This window comes from Mucilaginibacter sp. P4_C11 (assembly GCF_056402115.1).
In genome coordinates, this window is sequence record NZ_JBFUIA010000033.1 from 64052 (window position 1) to 85118 (window position 21067).

At 42.8% G+C, this 21067-nt stretch carries 17 protein-coding genes; 6 read left to right on the plus strand and 11 right to left on the minus strand.

Features of this window, described 5'->3' with window-relative positions:
* Positions 1–137 precede the first annotated feature (137 nt).
* Together AC1DU2_RS24835 and AC1DU2_RS24840 are read right to left on the minus strand one after the other, a co-directional pair.
* Positions 138–2630 (minus strand): response regulator, encoded by a 2493-nt coding sequence (locus AC1DU2_RS24835; RefSeq protein WP_477387703.1) that lies wholly within the window; start codon positions 2628–2630, stop codon positions 138–140.
* Position 2631: 1 nt separating this feature from the next.
* On the minus strand, positions 2632–3438 hold the full coding sequence (locus tag AC1DU2_RS24840) for an alpha/beta fold hydrolase (RefSeq protein ID WP_477387705.1): 807 nt from the start codon (positions 3436–3438) through the stop codon (positions 2632–2634).
* A gap of 264 nt (positions 3439–3702) precedes the next feature.
* Here AC1DU2_RS24840 and AC1DU2_RS24845 point away from each other — a divergent pair, with 264 nt between their 5' ends.
* Positions 3703–4020, plus strand: a complete 318-nt coding sequence (locus AC1DU2_RS24845; RefSeq protein WP_477387707.1) for a hypothetical protein — start codon at positions 3703–3705, stop codon at positions 4018–4020.
* Positions 4021–4137: 117 nt separating this feature from the next.
* Here AC1DU2_RS24845 and AC1DU2_RS24850 read toward each other — a convergent pair whose 3' ends face one another.
* The 6 genes from AC1DU2_RS24850 to AC1DU2_RS24875 form a co-directional block, all read right to left on the minus strand.
* Positions 4138–6498 carry an ABC transporter permease gene (locus AC1DU2_RS24850; RefSeq protein WP_477387709.1) on the minus strand — a complete coding sequence of 787 codons (2361 nt, stop codon included), beginning with the start codon at positions 6496–6498 and terminating at the stop codon, positions 4138–4140.
* 203 nt (positions 6499–6701) lie between these two features.
* Complete coding sequence (locus AC1DU2_RS24855) at positions 6702–7514, minus strand: DUF4097 family beta strand repeat-containing protein (RefSeq protein WP_477387711.1); 813 nt, start codon at positions 7512–7514, stop codon at positions 6702–6704.
* 11 nt (positions 7515–7525) lie between these two features.
* Positions 7526–8377: a DUF4097 family beta strand repeat-containing protein gene (locus AC1DU2_RS24860; protein ID WP_477387713.1), complete on the minus strand. Its 852-nt coding sequence runs from the start codon at positions 8375–8377 to the stop codon at positions 7526–7528.
* An 11-nt stretch (positions 8378–8388) separates the two neighbouring features.
* Positions 8389–9207, minus strand: coding sequence for a zf-HC2 domain-containing protein (locus AC1DU2_RS24865; RefSeq protein WP_477387715.1), 819 nt, complete (start codon positions 9205–9207; stop codon positions 8389–8391).
* Positions 9208–9211: 4 nt separating this feature from the next.
* Complete coding sequence (locus AC1DU2_RS24870) at positions 9212–9763, minus strand: RNA polymerase sigma factor (RefSeq protein ID WP_477387717.1); 552 nt, start codon at positions 9761–9763, stop codon at positions 9212–9214.
* A 547-nt stretch (positions 9764–10310) separates the two neighbouring features.
* Positions 10311–12722: an ATP-binding protein gene (locus tag AC1DU2_RS24875; RefSeq protein ID WP_477387719.1), complete on the minus strand. Its 2412-nt coding sequence runs from the start codon at positions 12720–12722 to the stop codon at positions 10311–10313.
* Between the two features lie 169 nt (positions 12723–12891).
* Between AC1DU2_RS24875 and AC1DU2_RS24880 the strand changes: the two genes are divergently transcribed.
* Both AC1DU2_RS24880 and AC1DU2_RS24885 read left to right on the plus strand, forming a co-directional pair.
* The gene (locus tag AC1DU2_RS24880) at positions 12892–13314 is read left to right on the plus strand and encodes a secondary thiamine-phosphate synthase enzyme YjbQ (RefSeq protein ID WP_477357115.1); all 423 of its coding nucleotides are present in this window, start codon (positions 12892–12894) and stop codon (positions 13312–13314) included.
* Positions 13315–13497: 183 nt separating this feature from the next.
* A complete protein-coding gene (locus tag AC1DU2_RS24885; protein WP_147052543.1) occupies positions 13498–14199 on the plus strand; it encodes an NUDIX hydrolase in 702 nt (233 codons plus the stop codon).
* 93 nt (positions 14200–14292) lie between these two features.
* Here the strand turns inward: AC1DU2_RS24885 and AC1DU2_RS24890 are convergent, their stop codons facing one another.
* Positions 14293–15255: a TolB family protein gene (locus tag AC1DU2_RS24890; RefSeq protein ID WP_477387721.1), complete on the minus strand. Its 963-nt coding sequence runs from the start codon at positions 15253–15255 to the stop codon at positions 14293–14295.
* An 89-nt stretch (positions 15256–15344) separates the two neighbouring features.
* On the opposite strand from AC1DU2_RS24890, the gene AC1DU2_RS24895 reads away from it, so the two are divergent.
* Positions 15345–16634, plus strand: a complete 1290-nt coding sequence (locus tag AC1DU2_RS24895; RefSeq protein WP_477387723.1) for a DUF885 domain-containing protein — start codon at positions 15345–15347, stop codon at positions 16632–16634.
* Positions 16635–16684: 50 nt separating this feature from the next.
* Here AC1DU2_RS24895 and AC1DU2_RS24900 read toward each other — a convergent pair whose 3' ends face one another.
* Positions 16685–17632: a Smr/MutS family protein gene (locus tag AC1DU2_RS24900; RefSeq protein WP_477387725.1), complete on the minus strand. Its 948-nt coding sequence runs from the start codon at positions 17630–17632 to the stop codon at positions 16685–16687.
* A 136-nt stretch (positions 17633–17768) separates the two neighbouring features.
* Here AC1DU2_RS24900 and AC1DU2_RS24905 point away from each other — a divergent pair, with 136 nt between their 5' ends.
* Both AC1DU2_RS24905 and AC1DU2_RS24910 read left to right on the plus strand, forming a co-directional pair.
* Positions 17769–18275: a DUF892 family protein gene (locus AC1DU2_RS24905; protein ID WP_477387727.1), complete on the plus strand. Its 507-nt coding sequence runs from the start codon at positions 17769–17771 to the stop codon at positions 18273–18275.
* A gap of 277 nt (positions 18276–18552) precedes the next feature.
* Entirely contained in the window at positions 18553–20433 is a 1881-nt protein-coding gene (locus tag AC1DU2_RS24910; RefSeq protein WP_477387729.1) for a M1 family metallopeptidase, read from the plus strand.
* A 73-nt stretch (positions 20434–20506) separates the two neighbouring features.
* On the opposite strand, the gene AC1DU2_RS24915 is transcribed toward AC1DU2_RS24910, so the two are convergent.
* Entirely contained in the window at positions 20507–20905 is a 399-nt protein-coding gene (locus AC1DU2_RS24915; protein WP_477357127.1) for a YtxH domain-containing protein, read from the minus strand.
* Positions 20906–21067: the final 162 nt, after the last annotated feature.

Sequence of the window (21067 nt, forward strand, 5' to 3'; positions counted from 1 at the left end):
TATTATTTATTACATAAACGCAATAAACAATAAGCCGGATTTACCGAATATTCACTTACTTCAATAAAGAGTAATCGCGTAGGTTGTACGTTTGATTATAAGGAGCAAAAAAATATTTTCACCTTAGCCATACTCTCTTACACCGTTTGCCCAACTTTGCCTTTCCAGAAATTAAACTTGTAATAAAAGCTATCAAAATCAAAGGGCTTGGTAATATAATCGTCCATCCCGGCTTCCAGGCATTCCTGTTTATCTTTTTCGTATGCACCGGCCGTCATAGCGATGATGATTGGGCGCTTTTCACCATATTGCCTGATAATCTCGCGGGTGGCTTGCAGGCCATCCATTTCGGGCATTTGTACGTCCATCATCACAATATCATAACGTTGCCGCTCCAGAGATGATAATACTTCCAGCCCATTGGCTACCACATCGCACCGATGGCCAATGTTTTGTAAAGCCTTGATCACTATTTTCTGATTAATCAGGTTATCTTCTGCCACTAAAACTGCCAAATGCTCATCGTCAACAACCGGAACATTTTTTATAATATCTGCTAACACCGGGGTTCCTTTAGTAATTCCTTCTGCCTGCGATATGGTATCAACAAGCATTTTTTGGAAGTATGATTGTTTAATGGGCTTATCCAATATGGCTGTAAAAAGCTTGCGGTCTTTTTTCTGCTCTGCCGGAAAATGCCCCGCCGAACTGAAAAGCACCATCGGTACTTCTTTGCCATATTTTTTTGCAATTTGCTTTGCTACATCAATGCCGTTCATTTCGGGCATTAGCATATCAATAACTACAATATCGTACTTGCGCTTAGCTATGGCAGCTACACCCTGTTTGCCGGTAGTAAAAACATCGGCATGCATACCCCAATGTTCGCAATGCCCTTTCAGGATACGTAAGTTGGTCACATTATCATCTATCAGCAATGCATATTTACCGGTAAGTTCTTTTAGCGCTATTACGGGTTTAAATGCCTTGATCTGCGCATCGGTGCGCAAATGAATAGTAAATTTAAAGGTGGTACCTACATTTACCTCGCTCTCTACCCAAATGCGGCCGTTCATCTTCTCCACCAAACGGGCACTAATGGCCAGTCCCAGGCCTGTGCCACCGTATTTACGGGTGGTAGATGAATCAACCTGGCTAAATGAGCTAAATAATTTGTGCATCTTATCGACAGGGATACCTATACCGCTATCCTTAACCGAAAATTCAAGTTCGTAATTATTGCCTTTTTTTGATACCAATTTAATACTGGTCAGAATTTCGCCGCTTGGGGTAAATTTAATGGCGTTACCCACCAGGTTCATCACAATCTGGCGTAGGCGTGTCATATCGCCTATTACCTCCATCGGTATCTCCGGATCGACCATATAAAGCAGGTCGATATCCTTTTCGTAAGCCTTCAGCGCAAGCAGGTCATAAGTTTCCTCAATGATTTTATGTACAAAAAACGGGTGTTCTTCCAGTTCAAGTTTGCCCGATTCAATTTTAGAGAAATCGAGGATCTCGTTGATTATCTCGAGCAAGGCATCCGCGCTCAGCCGGATAGATTCCACAAAATCAAATTGCTCTTCATCCAAACGGGTATTACGTAACAGGCTGGTCATCCCGATAACACCATTCATTGGCGTACGGATTTCGTGGCTCATATTAGCCAGGAATTCCGATTTGGCTTTATTCTGAGCTTCAGCCAATTCGCTTTTCTCTTCCAACTTCACATTTAGCTCTTTTAAATGCAAGTCGGCAAGGTATTGTTGGGTAATGTTTTCAAATGTCCATAACATCCCGCTTACGTGCTCGGATACGGTAGGCCGGGCACACACACTCAACACCAGCACATCGGCACCTTCAAAAATCCATTGCCAATTGTCAATACGCTTGTCCTTTGATTTAAAAAACTCCATCCCCCGGCGAAATAGCTCTTCTTTATTTGTAGCCCTATCGCGCAGTTGTTGCATGGCAGCTGATAACAACGCAGGCTGCACATTACCGCCTGGCAAACCGAACAACTTAGCGGCATGATCATTTACCCAGCTGTTTTTACCGGTATCATCGGCAAAAACAATGCTCTGCGGTACAGTTTGCAAGATGCCATTAAAGCGTACTTTTAACTCTTCGAGCGAATAATAAGTGGTGGATAGCTTTGCCGTTTCGTCTATCTTGGCTGCGCAACTTTGAACAAACTCTTTAAAATCGTCATTAAAGCTGAAGTTATTTTCCCAGGCTAACAATATATAACCTTTGGTATCGCCCTGCACAATAGGCAGCACCGCCAACGACGCCGGGGTATTTAGCAATTCAATAGTTTTGATGTTGATATGGGCGTACTGCTGATCAAAATATTGAACACTTTTATCATCAGCGAACGCGGATATTGCGGCAGGGTCAATATAAACCACCTCGTTCTCCTGCGAATCAGGAGTGTAAACTCTAACCGTAATGCTGTCTTCAATTTTAAACAACAATACAGTCGATGCTCCTGATAATTCCTTTAAATACGCAATGCTACGCCGCATGATGGTTTCCCATTTTTCAAAACGGTCAACCACGCCCAGCCGGGTTATAAAATTGAGCGCTCTTTTTGCCCAGTTTATATTTGAAGTGTCAGGCAGCAAACTATATGAATGATTTAATGGCGGCTATAACTTCTGTAGGCGCACTGATGTGTGGAAAATGCCCTGTGGCATTTATTATTTTTAGTTCGCTTCCCTTGATATGCTCGTGCAGGTATTCGGCTACTTCTAATGGAACAGCAATATCATGCCTGGTTTGAAGTAACAGAACTTCTTTATCCAGTTTCTCAACCTCATTGCGCAAATCTGATTCGAAAATTACTTTAGCAACCGATAAAGCAACGTCCGGGCGGATGGCAGATAAACTATAAGCAAAATATTCGCCTAACTCCGGGCGGTCCGGATTACCCATGGCATAATTCGAAAAGCCGCTTACCCACGCATAATAGTTATTGGTCATGGCATCGTACATACTATCGAGCGCGGGTTGGGTAAAACCGCCTGTATAACCAACACTTTCGTCATTTATATAACGCGGTGAAGCGCCTATAAAAACCATCTTGCCAAAATACTTTGGTGCTTTATTGGCGGCCAGTAAGCTAATCATCGAACTTACGGAATGCGCTATAATAGTGGCATCATGCAGCCCCAGGTCGGCCATAATGATCAGCATGTCATCGGCATATGTATTTATATGATGATATTTGATAGGGCTGTAAGCATCCGGATCGGCGCTGCCTCCTCCCACATTATCGTATAACACCAGGCGGTAATCGTCCTTAAAAGCTTCTTTTACCCAGTTCCATGCGGTTTGGTCGGTTCCAAAACCATGTGCAAATAACAATGTTTTTGCAGATTCAAGATTACCTTCGATTGTAACATTATTCTTTTTTTGAATTGCGGGGGTCATACAAAAATCAATAGTAAAGTATCAGCTCAGATAAAGTACGAAAAAAAGCGAAGGTAGGATTTGAAAAGAAGCAAAAATTTAAAAAAATATTAAAATTAAGCGATAATAGAAATATCAGTATGACGCTGCGCTGCGCGAAAGCGTACATCTGCTGTATCAAAAATGAACGGAGCCGAACATACATGCAACTTAACTTATTGATATACAATAAAATAAAAGCATGGCATTTGGTTTGCTTTGTACATTTTACTAAGGGAAAGCACCATGAAGCACCATAAACAACTGGAACGGCGCACGTTTTTACAAGACCGTTTTGATATTTTAATTAAACGACAAAAAAATGGCACAGCTACCTTTAACGAGCTTACCGAACTTGACGATATTGTAAACCGCGACCCTGCCATCCGCGAAAGCATCCTGGTAGAAATGCAGGAAGGCGATGCATCTGATGATCATACACTGTCTATTGAAAAGGCGCCTATTGAGCCGACAAAAAAACTGAGCCTGCTTGACGTGATCCGAGGATTTATTAACAGATGGTTTGTAGCAGAACCTGCCGGAATGAAAACGGTATTGATTTAGAATAATATTGACAAACCACTACTTTTGGCACGGCAATTTAAGCGCGGATATCGAGGGAGCAAAAGGCAAAGGGGAAAAACATAACATACCTTTTACCTTTCACCCTTTACCTTTCACCTACTCGCTCCTCAAACTTTTTACCGGGTTCATCAACGCGGCTTTAACCGCCTGGAAGCTTATGGTAGCAAAGGCAATAAGTATGGCCATAAAACCGGCAATTACAAATACCAGCCAGCTTACATTTATTTTGTAGGCAAAATCCTGCAGCCATTTATACATGGCGTACCAGGCAAGGGGCGACGCGATAAGGATTGCTATCAAAACTAATTTTATGAAATCGCGGGCCAGCAGGCTTACTATACCGCTTACACTTGCACCTAACACTTTGCGCACGCCAATTTCGCGGGTACGCACCTGGGCGGTGTAGGCGGCCAAACCCAATAAACCAAGGCATGATATAAATATGGCAATACCCGCAAAATAGCTGAATAGCTTACCCTCCTGCTGCTCGCTTTGGTACATTTTATTGAAAAGATCATCCAGAAAATTGTAGGCAAATGGGTACTCGCCATTATATTGTTTAAATTGCTTCCCGGCCGCACTTATTGCCTTCTGCACATCGCGACCAGTGGTTTTAATGTAGATGGTGTTTAGGTACGCGGGCTTGTACCAAAACATGGCAGGTGCAATTTTCACTTTCATAGATGCGTAATGAAAATTTTTGACTACGCCTATGATGGTGCCCTTAACACCTTGCATGGTAAAACTTTTGCCTATAGGGTTAGTAATACCCATTTCCTTGATGGCTGCTTCATTCAACACATAATGCGAAGTATCAGCTATCGAACCGGTAAACGTAGTCCCCTCTTTCATATTCATTTTAAAAAAGGATACCATGTCCTTATCCACCACAATCGGGTGAATCATCATGTTTTGTTTAGGATCTTTACCGTCCCAATCCAGCCAGCCCGTAAAACCGCCAAAGCGCACTATATTTTGGTTAGACCGGGTGACGGCCAGTACGCCGGGTTGCTTCAATAGTTCGGCCTTCACCGCATCATAGTGCGATGCCATATCACGCATCCAAAAGCTAATTACATTCTCCTTATCATAGCCCAAATTCTTCTGCCGGATGTAGTTTAACTGTCCCGTAATAACCATGGTACTGATGATAAGCACAATCGAAAACACAAACTGGGTTACTACCAATATTTTGCGGAATAACACATCGCCAATACCTGCCGAGATTTTCCCTTTTAAAGCTTTTAACGGCTCGAATGACGACAGCAGCAAAGCAGGGTAAATACTCGATAGCGCTAAGGTGCCGCCGATGGCAGCGAGAAGGATGAGCCATACCTGATAGTCGCCAAGATTAAACATCATTTGCTTGTTGAGCAGATGGTTAAACATCGGCATTAATATAAATATCAACCCAATTGCCAACAGCGCGGCCAGCGAAAACAATAATGCCGTCTCCACAATAAACTGCATAAATAGCTGCATTTTGGCTGCGCCGATAATTTTACGCATGCTGATTTCTTTTGACCGGAGCATAGATCGCGCGGTTGAAAGGTTTACATAATTGATGCAGGCGATAACCAGTATCAACAGCGCTATGATAATAAAGATGCGCACGGTAGATATACCCCTATCCGTCATATCAGCATTGTATAGGCGCATTTTAGATATCGGCAACAGCAGGTATTCGGCATCAGTATCATCAGCCTTATGGTTAAGGTGAATCTGGCGTATTTTGGTGGTTAATGCTTTAGTTGCCGAGCCCGGTTTGAGCTGTAAATACGTTTCATAATTAAAAAAGCTGAAGTTATTACTGAGGTCGTTTTTGCTTGCCAGCATCGCTTTTTCGTGGAAGCTCATAGGCATCAGCATATCGTAATTGATGCTGGAGTTTTTAGGAAAATCAGCTATTACACCGCTTACTGTAAAATTGGCTTTGTTTCCGTCTGCAATGATGAGTTTACCAATCGGATCCTGATCGCCAAAGAATTTCTGCGCGGTTTTTTGGGTGATAACAACCGAATTATCATCATTAAATGGCTTGTCTGCATCCCCTTTTATCAAATGAAAATCGAACATCGAAAAAAACGAAGGATCGGTAAAGGCGGCATTCTCATCTCCAAAAACCTTATCCTTGTATTTGTACAGCGAAAAATTATAATTACCGGTAATGCGTACACACTCCTTCACCTCGGGTAATTGCTGTTTGGCCATAGGGCCAATAGGCGCTACGCCTACACTATATATCTGCCTGCTGGCACCCGTGCCGCCAAACAATTCCAGCCGGTAAATATCCGGCGCTTTGGTATGGAAACTATCAAAACTTAATTCATCCTGCACCCAAATGAGTATCAGGATACCAATAGCCAAACCAAGCGTTAAACCGGCTATATTGATAACCGAATAAAACTTATTCTTGAGCAAATTGCGCCAGGCTGTTTTTAGATAATTTTTGAACATGGGGGTGGTTGATTGGGTGAATGGTTGATTGTGTTGATTGAGTTGGATTAAGTTGGGCTGGCGTTGGCCGGGTTAGGGTGGGCTTAGATGCATCGACTGAATCTTGTGTTAATTGGTGAACTATTTTTACCCTATCACCTAATCAACATACTCCAACTCAATTAACTGCTCACCTAATCAACTCAATCAACCACTCACTAAAATCACTTCGCTTTCCTGATATACACCGCGCCAAAGGTGGTTTTCATCATTAGTTCGGGGCCGCCGCCTGCAATTTTGCCGTATACCCATTCATCAACTTTCAGGCCGTACATGCCGTCTTTATTGGTGCGGGTTACGTTGGGCTTTTGTTGCTCGGTTGATACATCAAAATCGGTAAATATATCGCCTCTGTCCGATTTCAATTTTACATTGGCCTTCAGGCTTGCAGGAAAGGTAACATCGATTTTGCCATTCAGGGTCGAAAATGCCATAGCTGCCTTTGGGTCGATGGATTTAAAAGTAACGATTACCGGGCCGTTTACGGTGGTTGCTACCACAGAACCCGATATATCTGTAAGTTTTATAGAACCATTTACGTTACTTACTTCCAATTCACCATCCAGGTTGCTGCCTGTAATATCGCCGCCATTTACAGTTGATATTTTAAAAGTGGACGTGGTTTTAGGAACCTTGATGGTTAAATTAACCTGTTTACCCATGCTGCTGTGTACTGTTACCTGATTGTTATTTTCCTGGGCGCTGATATCCATACCGTTGCTGTTTAAGCGATGCATACCGTTTACTTTTTCCTTTTCTCTATCCCGGTCTTTGCGTTTTTCATCGAGCTGACCTTCAACAACAATACTTTTACCTTCGTAGCCTATCACGGTAATTGATCCGTCTATCAAGCCTACGTTCAGTTTAAAGGGTTTGCCGGGATCGCTCAGCGGAACTACCAGTTGTTCCTGCGCCAAAAGCCGGGTTGTTATCAGGGTGGCTATCGCGAATACACTTAAAAATTTTATCGTTTTCATCTTATCGTTTGTTATTGTTGTTTTTTGATATAAATATTCCCGTTAAGGGTCTCGAATTTGAATAGTTTACCGCCCGAACCAATGCGCACATCGGAGTTTGAACTGAGTTTATAAGTAGTGCCCGCCCCGCTTTTTGCCTCGGTTTTTACTACTTTGCTGGGCATTACCTGGGCATCCGGAAAGTCGGTAAAAAACTGCCCGTTCATGCTTTTAAAAGTCAGGTCGGCCGATAGGTTTGCCGGATAGGTAATATTCATTTGCCCGTTGATGGTATGGTACGATGATTCGCCGGGAGGCACAGCCAGGTAATTCACTGTTACCGGGCCATTTACAGTGTGCGCAATGGTGGTTCCTTTGGCGTTGACGATCTCTAATGAGCCGTTTACGTTGTTCACTTTTAATGATCCGTATACATCTTTAACGGTAATATGGCCATCGTTTACTGTTGATACTGCCAGGCTTGCATTAAAGGGTACTTTGATGGTGTAATCCAGGTGTACAGTATAATCCCTCCGGTGGCCTTCATCGTTACGGTTCCAGGTATGCGGCCGGGTATCATAAGGTTCGGCAGTATACGCTATCACACTATCCGCTTTCTGATCAAAGCCCAGCTTAACTTCTTTTTTGGCTATGTCAACATCGGCCTGGGTTTTGCCCTTGATGGTTTCGTCAATTTCCATTAATACTTTGTCGCCGCTGTAGCCTTCTACTTTAATGGTTCCCCAAATGTTGTATACTGCAATCGTGCCGACGCTAACGGTAAATTGTTTGGTAATGTGCTCTTTATACTCCTGTGCCTGTACGCTGTTTTGGGCAAGGCATAGCCCGAGTGCCGAAAAAACGGCAAATAAAACTGGTTTCATAATGGTTATTTTTAAATGAGTTGTGTTATGGTTTGTTTAATTTTGTCTTTTACACCAGGGTTTAGTCCTTTTTGTTTCAGTAACTCTTTAAACGAATTAACCGACCTTTTTTCCTGCAGCTTCAGCATCACATCGGCAATGGCCGATTGTAGCAGCGGCGAATCCTGCTGAACGATGGATGCAATAAGTCCCTGCCGTACTTCGGGATGTGCGGCCAGGTGGGTTAAGGCATCCAGTGTGCTTAAACGCACATTCACATTCGGATCGTTGTTAAGGGTGGCAAACAAAGCATCAATAACCTCCTTATCGGCATGCTTAATCTCGCTGGTATAGCTTACCCCTCTTATCCTTTCAGATGCCGACGGATTTTCCAACAACGCAAGCATCATGGTTTGTTTCAATTCATGTACCTGCGATGTAAGGTCTTTCAACTGCTCGTCTTGTTTACCGCCGGTGCTTCCCCTGAAAGCCAGGTACCCCGCGCCAAAACTAACCAGTACAATAAGCAGGCTATACGCCAGCGGCCAGCGCTGCTGCCATTGCCAAAAGCGGGCAAATTGTTCTTTTATATTAAAGCCAGGCTTGCTCTCCTCAACCGATTCCTTGTAGGTATCCAGCATCGCTTTAAACTTTAGCTCCATATGGGCGCCCGGCTCTGGTGGCGGTATATCGCCCATCAAACCCCATACCTGCTGCATTTCGGCAAGTTGCTGCATACAATCCTCGCAACCCGATACGTGTTTTTCAAACCCATCACGCTCGGCAGCGGTTAACTCATTGCTTATATAGCCGCTAAATTTTTCTTCGTATTGCGCACAATTCATCTTCATCTGTTTAACGTTCCATTTTGGCGTAAATATCTTTTAACTCCTGCATAGCCCTAAAAGCGCGTACTTTGGCGGCCCCTTCGGTAATACCTAAAATCTGCCCTATTTCCTGGTACTTCAGCTCCTGGAAACGACTGAGCGTTAATATTTCCCGGTTGTCATCGCTCAACTTTTCCATCGCCTTGTATAACCCGGCATTGGCCTGCTTTTTTTCCAGGTGCGCATCGGCGCTGGTGCCTCCCGGCAGCCTGTCGGCCAATTCGCCTACATCCTGGTGTACAACTTGTTTACTGCCTTTTTTGGCATTGTCTTTTAACACGTTACGGGCAATCTGGTACATCCAGGCCACAAATTCCCCCTCGCCTGTAAAGCTGCTACGATACCGCAGCATTTTGTAAAACACGGTTTGTACCATATCCTCGCTGGCCTCGCGCTGATAGGTCATGTGGAACAGGAAACCATATAAGGCACGGTAATGCCTTTGGAACAGCAGTCCCATCCTATCCAGATCTCCGGCCTTTACCCGGAGCATGATCGTGTTATCACTTAGTGCGTTCAAAAAGGCCTGGTTGCGTTAGTTATATATTGGAGACCGCCGTAATTTTAATTGGTTACAGGAAATTTAAACTTTTTTTTGGAAAAGGGCGAAAGGTAAAGGGTGAAAGGTAAAAGGCGAAAGGTAAAAGGTGAAAGGTAAAAGGGTGAAAGGTAAAAGCAGGACAAACGTGTCTAAATAGCTAACGGAATGAGCTTATGGTGTCGGGAAGATATAAGCATCAAACGACACCTTATTTTTATTGGCTGATCCTTGTTAAATGATCCACCTACCGAAGGGACTTGTGTTGGCTCACAACAGGCACACGTATTTGGATGAGCCTAAATTGAGCGATAAGTTTAGTGTTAACCATGATTATCCATAAAATATTGATTATCAAATATTTATAAATTTTCTATCTAAAATGTGTTAAGTTATGTTAACCCAATTAGATGCGTTTACCCTGGAAGCGAAAGGTAAAAACTTTCAAAAAGGCATTCAAGGCGTAAAGCACTAAACACCGGTTTGAACGCAGGCAACGACTCATTTTATCCCCTAACGACCGCCATACCTACTCCAGCGGCAATGTAAACCAAAACGTACTCCCCTGCCCTAATTCACTCTCCACCCCAATTTCGCCACCATGGCGTTTTACAATTTCAGAGCTGATGTACAAGCCCAGGCCCAGCCCCGCGTTTTGGTAGCTGGCGGGTTCGGCACGGTAGTAACGATCAAAAAGATGGCCTATTTTTTCTTTTGACATACCCGGGCCGGTATCTTTTACAGATATCCTCGCAAAATCATCCAGTTTTTCGATGACGATATAGATAATTTTTGACTCGGGCGCGTATTTAACAGAGTTGTTTACCAGGTTTACCAATACCTTGTCTACCTGTTGTTCGTCGGCATAAACAATTAAACTTTCGTCGCCCTGAACTATAAGTTCATGCTTACCGGTTATACGCACGTGGTTGCAGCAAACGTTCAGCATGGCGGAAATATTAAAGGGTTCCTTATGAAGTTGCAGTTTTGTTTCGTTCATCCGGCTCACATTTAGCAGGTCTTCAACCAGGGCACTTATTTTGCCCATGCTCCTGCTCGATTGCTCTATCAACCTTGGCAGCATTTGCGACGATGGATCATCCTTCATCCGCTCAAGCAATTGCAATGATGCTTTAAGACTGGTAATAGGGGTTTTAAGTTCGTGGCTGGCAATACTTATAAAATCATCTTTCCGTTGTTCCTGCTCGCGGCGGTCGCTTATATCAAACATTACACCCGAAAAATGCGAGGGTTTACCAGGTTCTGCTTCATATAACTTACCCGTAGCTTTTACCCACCTGGTTTGGTTATCATGATAACCAACAATAGGGTGTTCAATTTCATGCAGGGCACCGGTTTCTATAGAATGTTCAATAGAGTTGAGCACCATTTCGCGGTAAGGTTCCGGTATTTGCCGGGCAGCTGCATCGTATGGCATTTCCTCGTCGACATTAAAACCAAACAACTGCCCCGGGTCTTTTAATGGCTGATAAACAAAGTTGGAGTATACCTCTTCAATTTTCCCTTCCTGTTCCAATAAGGTTTTAACTTCATTGCCGTAGTAAGGTTTGCCGCTAACATATACATTGCCAAGTAAATCCAAATACTTTCGTCCAATCCACTCTGGTATTGCCTCTTGCAGGGGTTTGCCAATAATATCGTCAGTTTTTCCCCATACTTCTAAAACCTTTTTATTGGCCGATTCAACAATAAGATTGTGGCCTTTCAATACGGCAATTGCAACAGGAGCATCGGCCAGCATATAACTTAGCTTAGCCTCACGCTCGGCCAGTTCAATAATGTTCGCACTTAAATTCTCCTTTGCTTGTATCAGTTCTTCGTTGGTAGCCTGCAGCTCTTCATTTGCGGCAGCCAATTCCTCATTTGATGCGCCTGTCTCTTCGTTAAGCGCCTTTTGCTGGTCGTAGCTTTTTTCCAATAGCTGCCTGGCTTCAACAAGCCCTGTAATATCGTTAGCGGCAACTACTATCCCGGTTACATTTCCATCTGCATCAAACAAGGGGTCGTAGTAAAAGCTTATGTATTTAACTACCGTACCGGTTGGTGTATTTAAATAAAATAATTCTTCATCCTCACCATAGCTGATACCTGTATCGTAAACCCTGGCCAAGAAAGCGGCAAAGGGCTGCCCTTCTAATTCGGGCAATAGTTTCAGAAGCTGTTTCCCGGTAATATCTCCGGCAACTTTACCCCAAATATCGGCAATTGCCTGGTTTGCTATTTCAACTGTCCAATTACGTCCTCTTATTATAGCCAGCGGGTTACGCGCTGTAGCTATTAGGGTTCTTAAATTCAGTTCACTCTCAAATAGTTCTTTGGTGCGCCTGGCAACCCTGTCTTCTAGTAAGATGTTCGCCCGCTGCAATTCTTCCTGCGTTGCCAGCAGTTCTTCGTTGCTGGCCTCCAGCTCTTCTACCGTGGCTTGTATTTCATGGTTGGCCTCACTCAATTTACTGTTAACTATTATAAGCTCATCTTTTGAAAGCGCGAGCCTCTTTTCGGCCAATACCTTATCGGTTACATTGGTAACCATATGAATTATGTACTGGATATTATGGGCATCGTCAAAAACAGGAGCATTTAAAGGCTCCCAATAGCGGGTTATAAATTTGCCGGCCACAACAGGGTGTGGTACATCATAATGCTGCAGTTCCATTTTATGGGGCTGCTTATTGCTCAAAACTGATTGCAGCGAAGCATTCAAGTTGAATACCCCCTTCGCTTCCGGCGTATTAGGGTTATCAGGAAACACGTCAAATACATTGCGCCCTACTATGTTTTCGCGGATGGTTTCTGTTTCTCTTAAATATTGATCGCTGGCAGTTAATATCAGCAATTGCGGCGACAGGATAGCTATAGAAACCGGAACGGTTTCCAATGCTTTAAGCGTTTGGGCAGACGGACCAATATTTATAGACATAGATAGGTTATAAGCCGCAATTTACTTGGTGTTTTGCAAAATTTAAAGTAATAATTAAAATAAACCCCAGGATTAATTTGTTTTAACAAAACAATATCATAGCTGCCCTGAATAATACATTTTTAAACTAATACTCCCTAAATTTGTTACCTAACTACAGTTTTTCAAAATGCAGATACACCAGCAAGCTATCCGACTACGCGAACGCAAACGAGGTTTCCATTTAATAACCGGCGAGGTGCTGCAGGCACTACCGCAAATAGCCAGTATCAGGGTAGGCATGTTACAGGTTTTCATTCAACATACTTCGGCATCGCTCACTATTAATGAAAATGCCGATCCAACTGTGCGCGTGGATTTTGAAATGTATTTTAACAAAGCTGTGCCCGAAAATGACCCCGACTACCGGCACGATGATGAAGGATCTGACGATATGCCCGCCCACCTGAAAGCGGCAATGCTGGGAAGTTCGGTAACGGTACCTATCCGTAACGGCAGGCCGGCGTTTGGTACCTGGCAGGGTATTTATTTATGCGAGCACCGGAATTACGGTGGCAGCCGCGATTTGGTAATTACCGCCTGGGGAGAATAGCCCTATCTGTTCCGCGCCAAAGTTTTGCCAAAAAATTCATTGCAGGTTTTTCTTTATTTTTTGTCAAATTACCGTCTTAAACACACTAATTAAACGCTATGGGGCGGCGATGGCTTAGGCTGGGCTTCACATATCCCAAATGTTATTATATATTTGTTTTTGTTATAAACCTTTACGATAAAAATGCAGAAGTATTCGAAACAAACCAGGTTATTATTAGCTGTAGATTGTATAATTTTTGGCTTTGACGGGGAGGTTTTAAAAATATTACTGATCAAAAGAGGATTCCAGCCCGAAAAGGGTAACTGGAGTTTAATGGGTGGTTTTGTTCAGAATGAAGAGAGCCTTGACCAGGCCGCCAACCGTATCCTGAAGCAGCTTACCGGCCTTGAAGGCGTGTACCTTGAACAATTATACACCTTCGGCGACCCAAACCGCGATCCATTGGAACGCACCGTTTCTGTAGCTTATTTTGCTTTGATTGACATTCATAAATATGAAACCCAGATAAGCGCCGATTACCACGCCGAATGGTTTCAGCTAAAACGGGTGCCAAAACTAATATTCGACCAGCAGGAAATGGTTGAACAGGCACGCAAGCGTATCCGCTACAAAGCGGCCATGCACCCTATCCTATTTGAGTTGTTGCCAACAAAATTTACCATACCACAGTTACAGATCCTGTATGAGAGCGTGTTTAATACCACTATTGATAAGCGCAACTTTAGTAAACGGGTACTGGCTACAGGACTGCTTATTAAACTTGCTGATAAGGATAAAGCGGGATCCAAACGGGGCGCGTACTATTACCAGTTAAACATGCAAAATTATTATGCCAAATTCCAGGCGTTCATGAATTTCATCCCAAATCCGGATAGCTTGTAGGGGCAATAAGGGTCTTCGTTTCTGCTTATCAAAACTCGAAAGATCCCAGACTAACGAAGTTTTAAAAACTTCGTTAGTTTCTCCACTCTATTGTTACCAATCGGGGTTGAATTTCACCCAATAGATATCATCCCAGCCATTTCCCGCATCACTTAGCAATTTCTTTAATTGCAGATAGGTTTTGGGTTTACCATTTGTAAAATCTTTATTTAACCGGCTGCTGGTAAATACCAGGTACTTTTTATCCCATGTTACAAAAGGGCAGTAATCAATGGCGATAGAATTGACAGGCCCAGGTAGATGCTTTACCGGCTGCCAGTTACCTGCTTTATCTTTACGGCTCATATATAAATCTCCGCGGCCAAGGTTATCCGGCCGGCCATCCGAACTAAAGAGGATGAATTGCTCGTCGGGATCAACAAAAGCGTTAAATTCATCATACTTGGTATTGATGTCTTCGGGCAGGCTCTCTGGCTTGCCAAAACCGCCCGCTGCTGCCGGTTTGCAAATTACAATATCCTCGCTGCCCTTGCCATAGTCGGCCTCTACCGTAAAATACAGGTTGCCGCTGCGGGTTATGCTGGGGTAAAATTCGTTTTTATCTGTGTTAACTATCGTGCCTAAGTTCTCCGGTTCTGTCCATGTACMGTTCGACTTACGCTTAACCCGCCAAATGTCAAAGTCTTTTTTTGTGGGATTACTTACCGTAGGCCTGTCTGACGAGAAATAAACCGTCTGCCCATCGGGCGAAAACGTCGCTTCCAGATCCTTATATCGGCCCGAAAACGGGGCTACCTGTGGCTTGCCCCATTTACCGTTATTTTTAACCAGTTGTAAAATGGTGCTTGTTACAAAACGGGGCTGTTGTAAAGTATAAAATATCTCGTCGCCTTTTGGCGACATGGCAAAATCGCGGTTGCTTAGTCCATCTGTTAGTAGTCCTTTAGCAAAAAGTCTTGGGGTATCAGTTGGTAATAACGCATCGGGATAATTTACCTGCGCGATGGTTTTATTGCCTATAATTAATAAGAGAATAACAAAAATAAATTTATACATGGCGGTTACAATTTACATTATAAAACGCATGTTTTGTAACATCGGCGCCAAATTATCATCGAATATATTAACCATTCAAATACCTGTTGATGAAGATAAATTTATGTTGTTTTTACTTTTTTATACTGTGCTTAGTTAATGCAGGCGCGCAAGAAAAGTTTGATGCTTTTTCGGATAAGTTTGTAAGCGACTACAAAGCTCTTAACCTGCCACAACTTGAGCTGAGTTATGTAAGTGGACTGGAACATATTGGCACCGCCGAAAATATACAAAAGCAAGCCGCTTTTTTTACCTGGACACAGTCTGGCCTTTTAAATTATAAAGCCGATAAACTAACGCCGGCGCAAAAGCTGGATTATAACCTGATTACTTATGAAACTGGCCTAAACCTGGAGCGCCTGGCGTTGGAACAGGAATGGATAAAACATCGCCTGGATAAAATACCCACAGGCGGCATTATAACTATCCCAAACGGTAAGGCATGGTATGCCTACTTATTAAAACGATGGGTAAGCGCCGATGTAACACCCGACGAAATTTACAAATTCGGCCTTACAGAGGTGGCCCGTGTACAGCGGCACATTGAATTAGTGCGGCAACAAACCGGCTTATCAGATGATGCTTTTTATAAACATTTAAATGATGCTGTTTTTTTTGAAAGCGACCCCAAAGTAGTGCAACAAAGCTTTGAGCATACCAAAGCAATTATATATACCAACCTGCCCAGGCTGTTTAATGATGCGGAGCCAAACCCTTTAAAGATCAAGGCAGGCGAGAGCAGGCAGCTGGCGCAAACACCCGGCTATTACGATAACAACACTTTTTACTATAATCTTTTTGATAAGCCCTACAACAAGCGCCAATACGATTGGCTGTTTATACACGAAGCTGTGCCGGGGCATCACTACCAGGCAAGTGTTGAAAGCAAAACCAAAACATCGGCAGTACAGCAACTTTTTTATTACATGGGTTTTGCCGAAGGATGGGGCGCTTATACCGAAGAATTAGGCAAGCAATTGGGGGTATACCAAACGCCTTATGATGAGTTGGGCAAGTGGGAATGGGATATTGTACGCTCGGTACGCGTGCCGCTTGACGTTGGGCTAAACTATTATGGCTGGACTGATGAACAGGCCCTTGCATTCTGGAAAAAGAACATCCGCAACCAGGATGACATTGCCTTGCGCGAAATTGCCCGCATGCGCCGCTGGCCTGCCCAGGTAGTTACTTACAAATACGGAGCGCTGCAAATACTGCACTGGAAAGAGGAATTGCAAAGAAAGCAGGGCACGGAGTTTAACATTAGGGACTTTCACTCGCGCGTGTTAGATCATGGCTCGCTACCCTTGTTTTTAGTAAAAGAAAATGTATTCAGGTAAATAAAACCCGCAATGTTATTTACACTACCGCGGGTTTTATCTACCATGTTTTATTTCAGAATCACCTTTGTAGCGCCATAGCCAAATTTTTCTTTACGGGCATCCATAAAGGTTTGTACTTTAGGGTGTTTGCCCAATAGTTTATGCAACTCATGCCGTAAAATGCCGTTGCCTGCCCCATGAATAAATGTAATATCAGGCAGCTGATGTACTATGGCCGAGTCAAGGGCTTTGTGAAAGTGGGCCAGCTGGATCTGAATCATTTCACTGGCCTGTAAAAACTGGTGGTCGTCGCGCAGCTTCTCTATATGCAAATCAACCTCGCTTACCGGCTTTTCAAATACAACCTTTTCTTCGGCGGGCTTAAAAAAGCTTTCTTTTAGTTTTTGGGCATCTATCACCAAATCCGGTTCGTCAAGCCTTATCAGCCACCCGGCCTGGTTTAACAAAGGCACCTGTTTTTTGGTTGATGAAAAGTCTTTTGCCTTAAATTTTTCTTTTACAACCAATGGCAAAGGTGGTTCGATATTCTGTTTGGTGTTATAAACAATATGGAACGTAAACAACGGCCATAATTGCAAATCGGCCAGTTGAGCCGAGTAAATTTTTTCTGCGGATGATGGAGCTATTACACCGGCAAACTCGCCTTTAAATACCTGTTGCTTTTCGGTGTTAAAGGCTGCCAATAGCTGGAACGATGTGGTATTAACCAAATGAAAATGAACTACCGAAGGAGCCTTTACATCAGCCACAACACCAATATAAAYGCCTTTTTTTTCAAATAACCCCAAATCAACTGGTTTTTCATCAGCTATCGCAGCCTTTTTTGCCCCGGCTGGTTCATAGCCATGTACGGTTGTTACTTTGCTGGCCAGCACCGGTATTTCAAATTCGTCATCGCCGGTTACGCCTATCATTTGGTCGTCAATAATGCGCGTTACAAAACCTTCCATTTTTTCGTCAACAAACCGAACAAAATCGCCTAATTTATATTTCATAGTCATGCTTATCAGCAGGCAAAGTTAGCTTATATGGGCACATTAAAATATAAAATAAAATTAACCCTATAAGTATTACTTTTGGTCAACCTTCCGGTAGGTTAATCTACTGATCACAACATTTATTTTTAAAGATATGAGCGGTAATACCCCTAATTACTTAAACCACTATTCGTTAAAACAGGTGTTTTTACACAACCTTAACCGCATTTACTTTGGCAAGTGTTATCTTAATAATAACATGGAGCACATTATAAGCCTGGCTTCCTTCAATAATTTACAACTGGCCATACACGAGTTTTGGGGGGATATTAAAAAACAGATAGCCCGTATGGACGAAGTTTATGCCTATATGGGCGAAACGCCGTCGGATAAAAACTGCAACCCCATAAAATCAATTGTCAAAGATGAGTTTTGCCTGGATGAAAAACAGGAAATAACTATTTTGAGTGATATGGACATCATCATGTACCTGCAATTACTTGAGCATGTTAATATTACATCCTGTCGAATGCTGATGATGGTTGCCAAATTGTTGAAATACGATAAGGTTAACCAATTACTTACTGAATGTTTTGACGAATCGACAGACAACGACCGCCTGTTTGTGCTTATATCAAAGGAATACCTTACCGAGGAGTAAACAGCCTTTTAAAAACCCATTATGAAAAAATAAAGCCACCCGAACAAGTTCGGATGGCTTAAATATTAGTTATTTAATACCCCTATTAAAATAACTTGAACAAATAAAAAAAATATTTCCCATAATCGCAAACTATTTATTCTCAATTAAAAAGATGTTACAATTTTGTTACGAAAAACTGACCAGTAAGTATGTGTGTTAAATTTTTATTTAGTTTGTAACTATTTGATGTTAAAAGCATCTTTACAAAAGTTGACACACTGAATTTATTTATATTATGAAACTGATCAAACCAATCGCGTTATGCGCGTTATCTTGTTTTGCGTTGACGCAGGTAAGGGCCCAATCCTTGTACATGCCGCGTGATATTCAAAAAGCGTTTACAAAAGGAACGCGACAGGCCGATGGTAAACCCGGGCAAAAATACTGGCAAAACCATGGCACTTACAACATCACCATTACTGCACTACCGCCAGATAGAAATATCAAGGGATCAGAAACCATAAGTTACGTAAATAACAGCCCTGATACGCTGAAAAGGCTTAATATGAAGCTGATACTGAATATTCACAAACCGGGTGTTGCACGGTTTGGAGATGCAGACGAAGATTACCTGACCAGCGGCATTCAGTTCGATAAGTTTTTGATTAATGGCGAGGCTAAGAAAGTTAATAGTAAAGGAGCTTCAACCAATATGGCGGTAAGTTTGACAAAACCTTTAATGCCGCATGATTCGCTGAAACTGGATATCGACTGGCATTTCCAGATCTCGTTACAAAGTGGACGCGAGGGTATGATAGACTCTACCTCCTATTACCTGGCCTATTTTTACCCACGTGTATCAGTTTATGACGATTATAACGGCTGGGACAGGCTGCCTTTTTTAGACGCACAGGAGTTTTATAACGATTTTAACGATTACACCCTTACCGTAAACACCCCTAAAAACTATATAGTTTGGGCAACAGGCACATTGCAAAACCCTAACCAGGTTTTACAACCAGAATACGCCAAACGCCTGGCAACATCCATGACCAGCGATTCGACCATACATGTAGCAACCGCTGCCGACCTTGCCAAAAAAGAAATTACAGCGCAAAAAGGCCAAAACAGCTGGGTTTGGAAAGCCAATGATATCAGCGATATGGCTGTTGGCATTAGCGATCATTATGTATGGGATGCCGCAAGCGCCATTGTTGACGATGCCACGCACCGCAGGGCAAGTATGCAGGCTGCCTTTTTAGATAAGTCTGAAGATTTTCATCATGCCGTGCAGGCTGGCCGTCATTCGTTAAGCTGGTTATCGCACAACTGGCCGGGCGTGCCTTATCCTTTCCCTAAGATGACGGCTTTCCAGGGTTTTGCGGATATGGAATATCCTATGATGGTCAATGACAGCCATACCGATGATATTCAGTTTGCCGCCTTTGTTCAGGATCACGAAATTGCACATACTTATTTCCCATTCTATATGGGTATTAACGAAAGCCGTTATGCCTTTATGGATGAAGGCTGGGCCACAACTTTTGAACGTTTGATTGGCACCGACGAAGTGGGCGCCGAAAAAGCCGATGCACTTTATAAAAACTTCAGGATAAATGGATGGATTCATGATGCATCATCCGCCGAAGACCAACCTATTATCACCATGTCTAACGAACTGAGGGGTGGCTATGGTAACAATTCGTACGGTAAGCCATCGTTAAGTTATTTCGCTTTGAAAGACATGCTTGGCGACGACCTGTTTAAAAAAGCCCTGCATGGCTATATGGACCGCTGGCACGGCAAGCACCCGATACCATGGGACTACTTTAACTCCATGAGCAATGTATCCGGCGCTAACCTCAATTGGTTTTTCAATAACTGGTTTTTCACCAATTACTACATCGACCTTAACCTGCTAAAAGTTGGCAAAGTTAAAGACGGCTACATTGCCGATATAAAAAACGTTGGCGGTTTTGCTATTCCGTTTGATGTAAAAATAACTTATGCCGATGGAACAACTGAAACCAAACACCAGACGCCTGCCGTTTGGCAAAAAAATGAAAAACAGATTTCCGTCAACATTAAAACTGCCAAAACAATTCAAGCTGTAACCCTAGACGGTGGCATTTTTATGGACGCAACCGAGAATAATAACACGTTCACTATTAAATAAGATCAATAATATTTAAAACAAAAAAACCGGCAATTTCTGGCCGGTTTTTTTGTTTTTAGCTTAGTACTAAAAATTATGCATTTTGTATAGTATTGTTCCAGTTATTTGCAGTAGTCTTTACTTTTGCTTTAGCGTCATCAACAACCTCTTCGGCTACATGTTGTGCCTTTTCTGTAGCAGCCCTTGCCTTTGATTTTGCTGCTTCCAAAGCATCGTCTTTATAATCATAAAGATCGCTAACCGTGCCATTAAATTTTGATTTGGCCCTTTCAACGGCATCACTGCTATATTGTTTTATGCCACTGGCAGTTGTTTGCGCCTTGTTTTTAGCGGTATCAACCAGGTCGTTTATATAATCGGCAATATCGTCTCTAAGTTCGTTGCCTTTTTCGGGAGCCAACAATAAACCCAATGCAGCTCCTGCTGCTGCACCTACTAACAGTGCGGCTATAATTTTTGCTTGATCTTTCATGTTACTCGTTTTTTTGTAGATATGATTTAACTTGAATAAGTTAGAACAACAACAATGCCAGTTTTGAGGGGGAAGAAGAATCAAGAGCCAAGAGTTAAGACTTTTTGGACTTTGGTATCTTTGGACTTCGGACTTTAAAACACCAATAACCAATGACGGCAC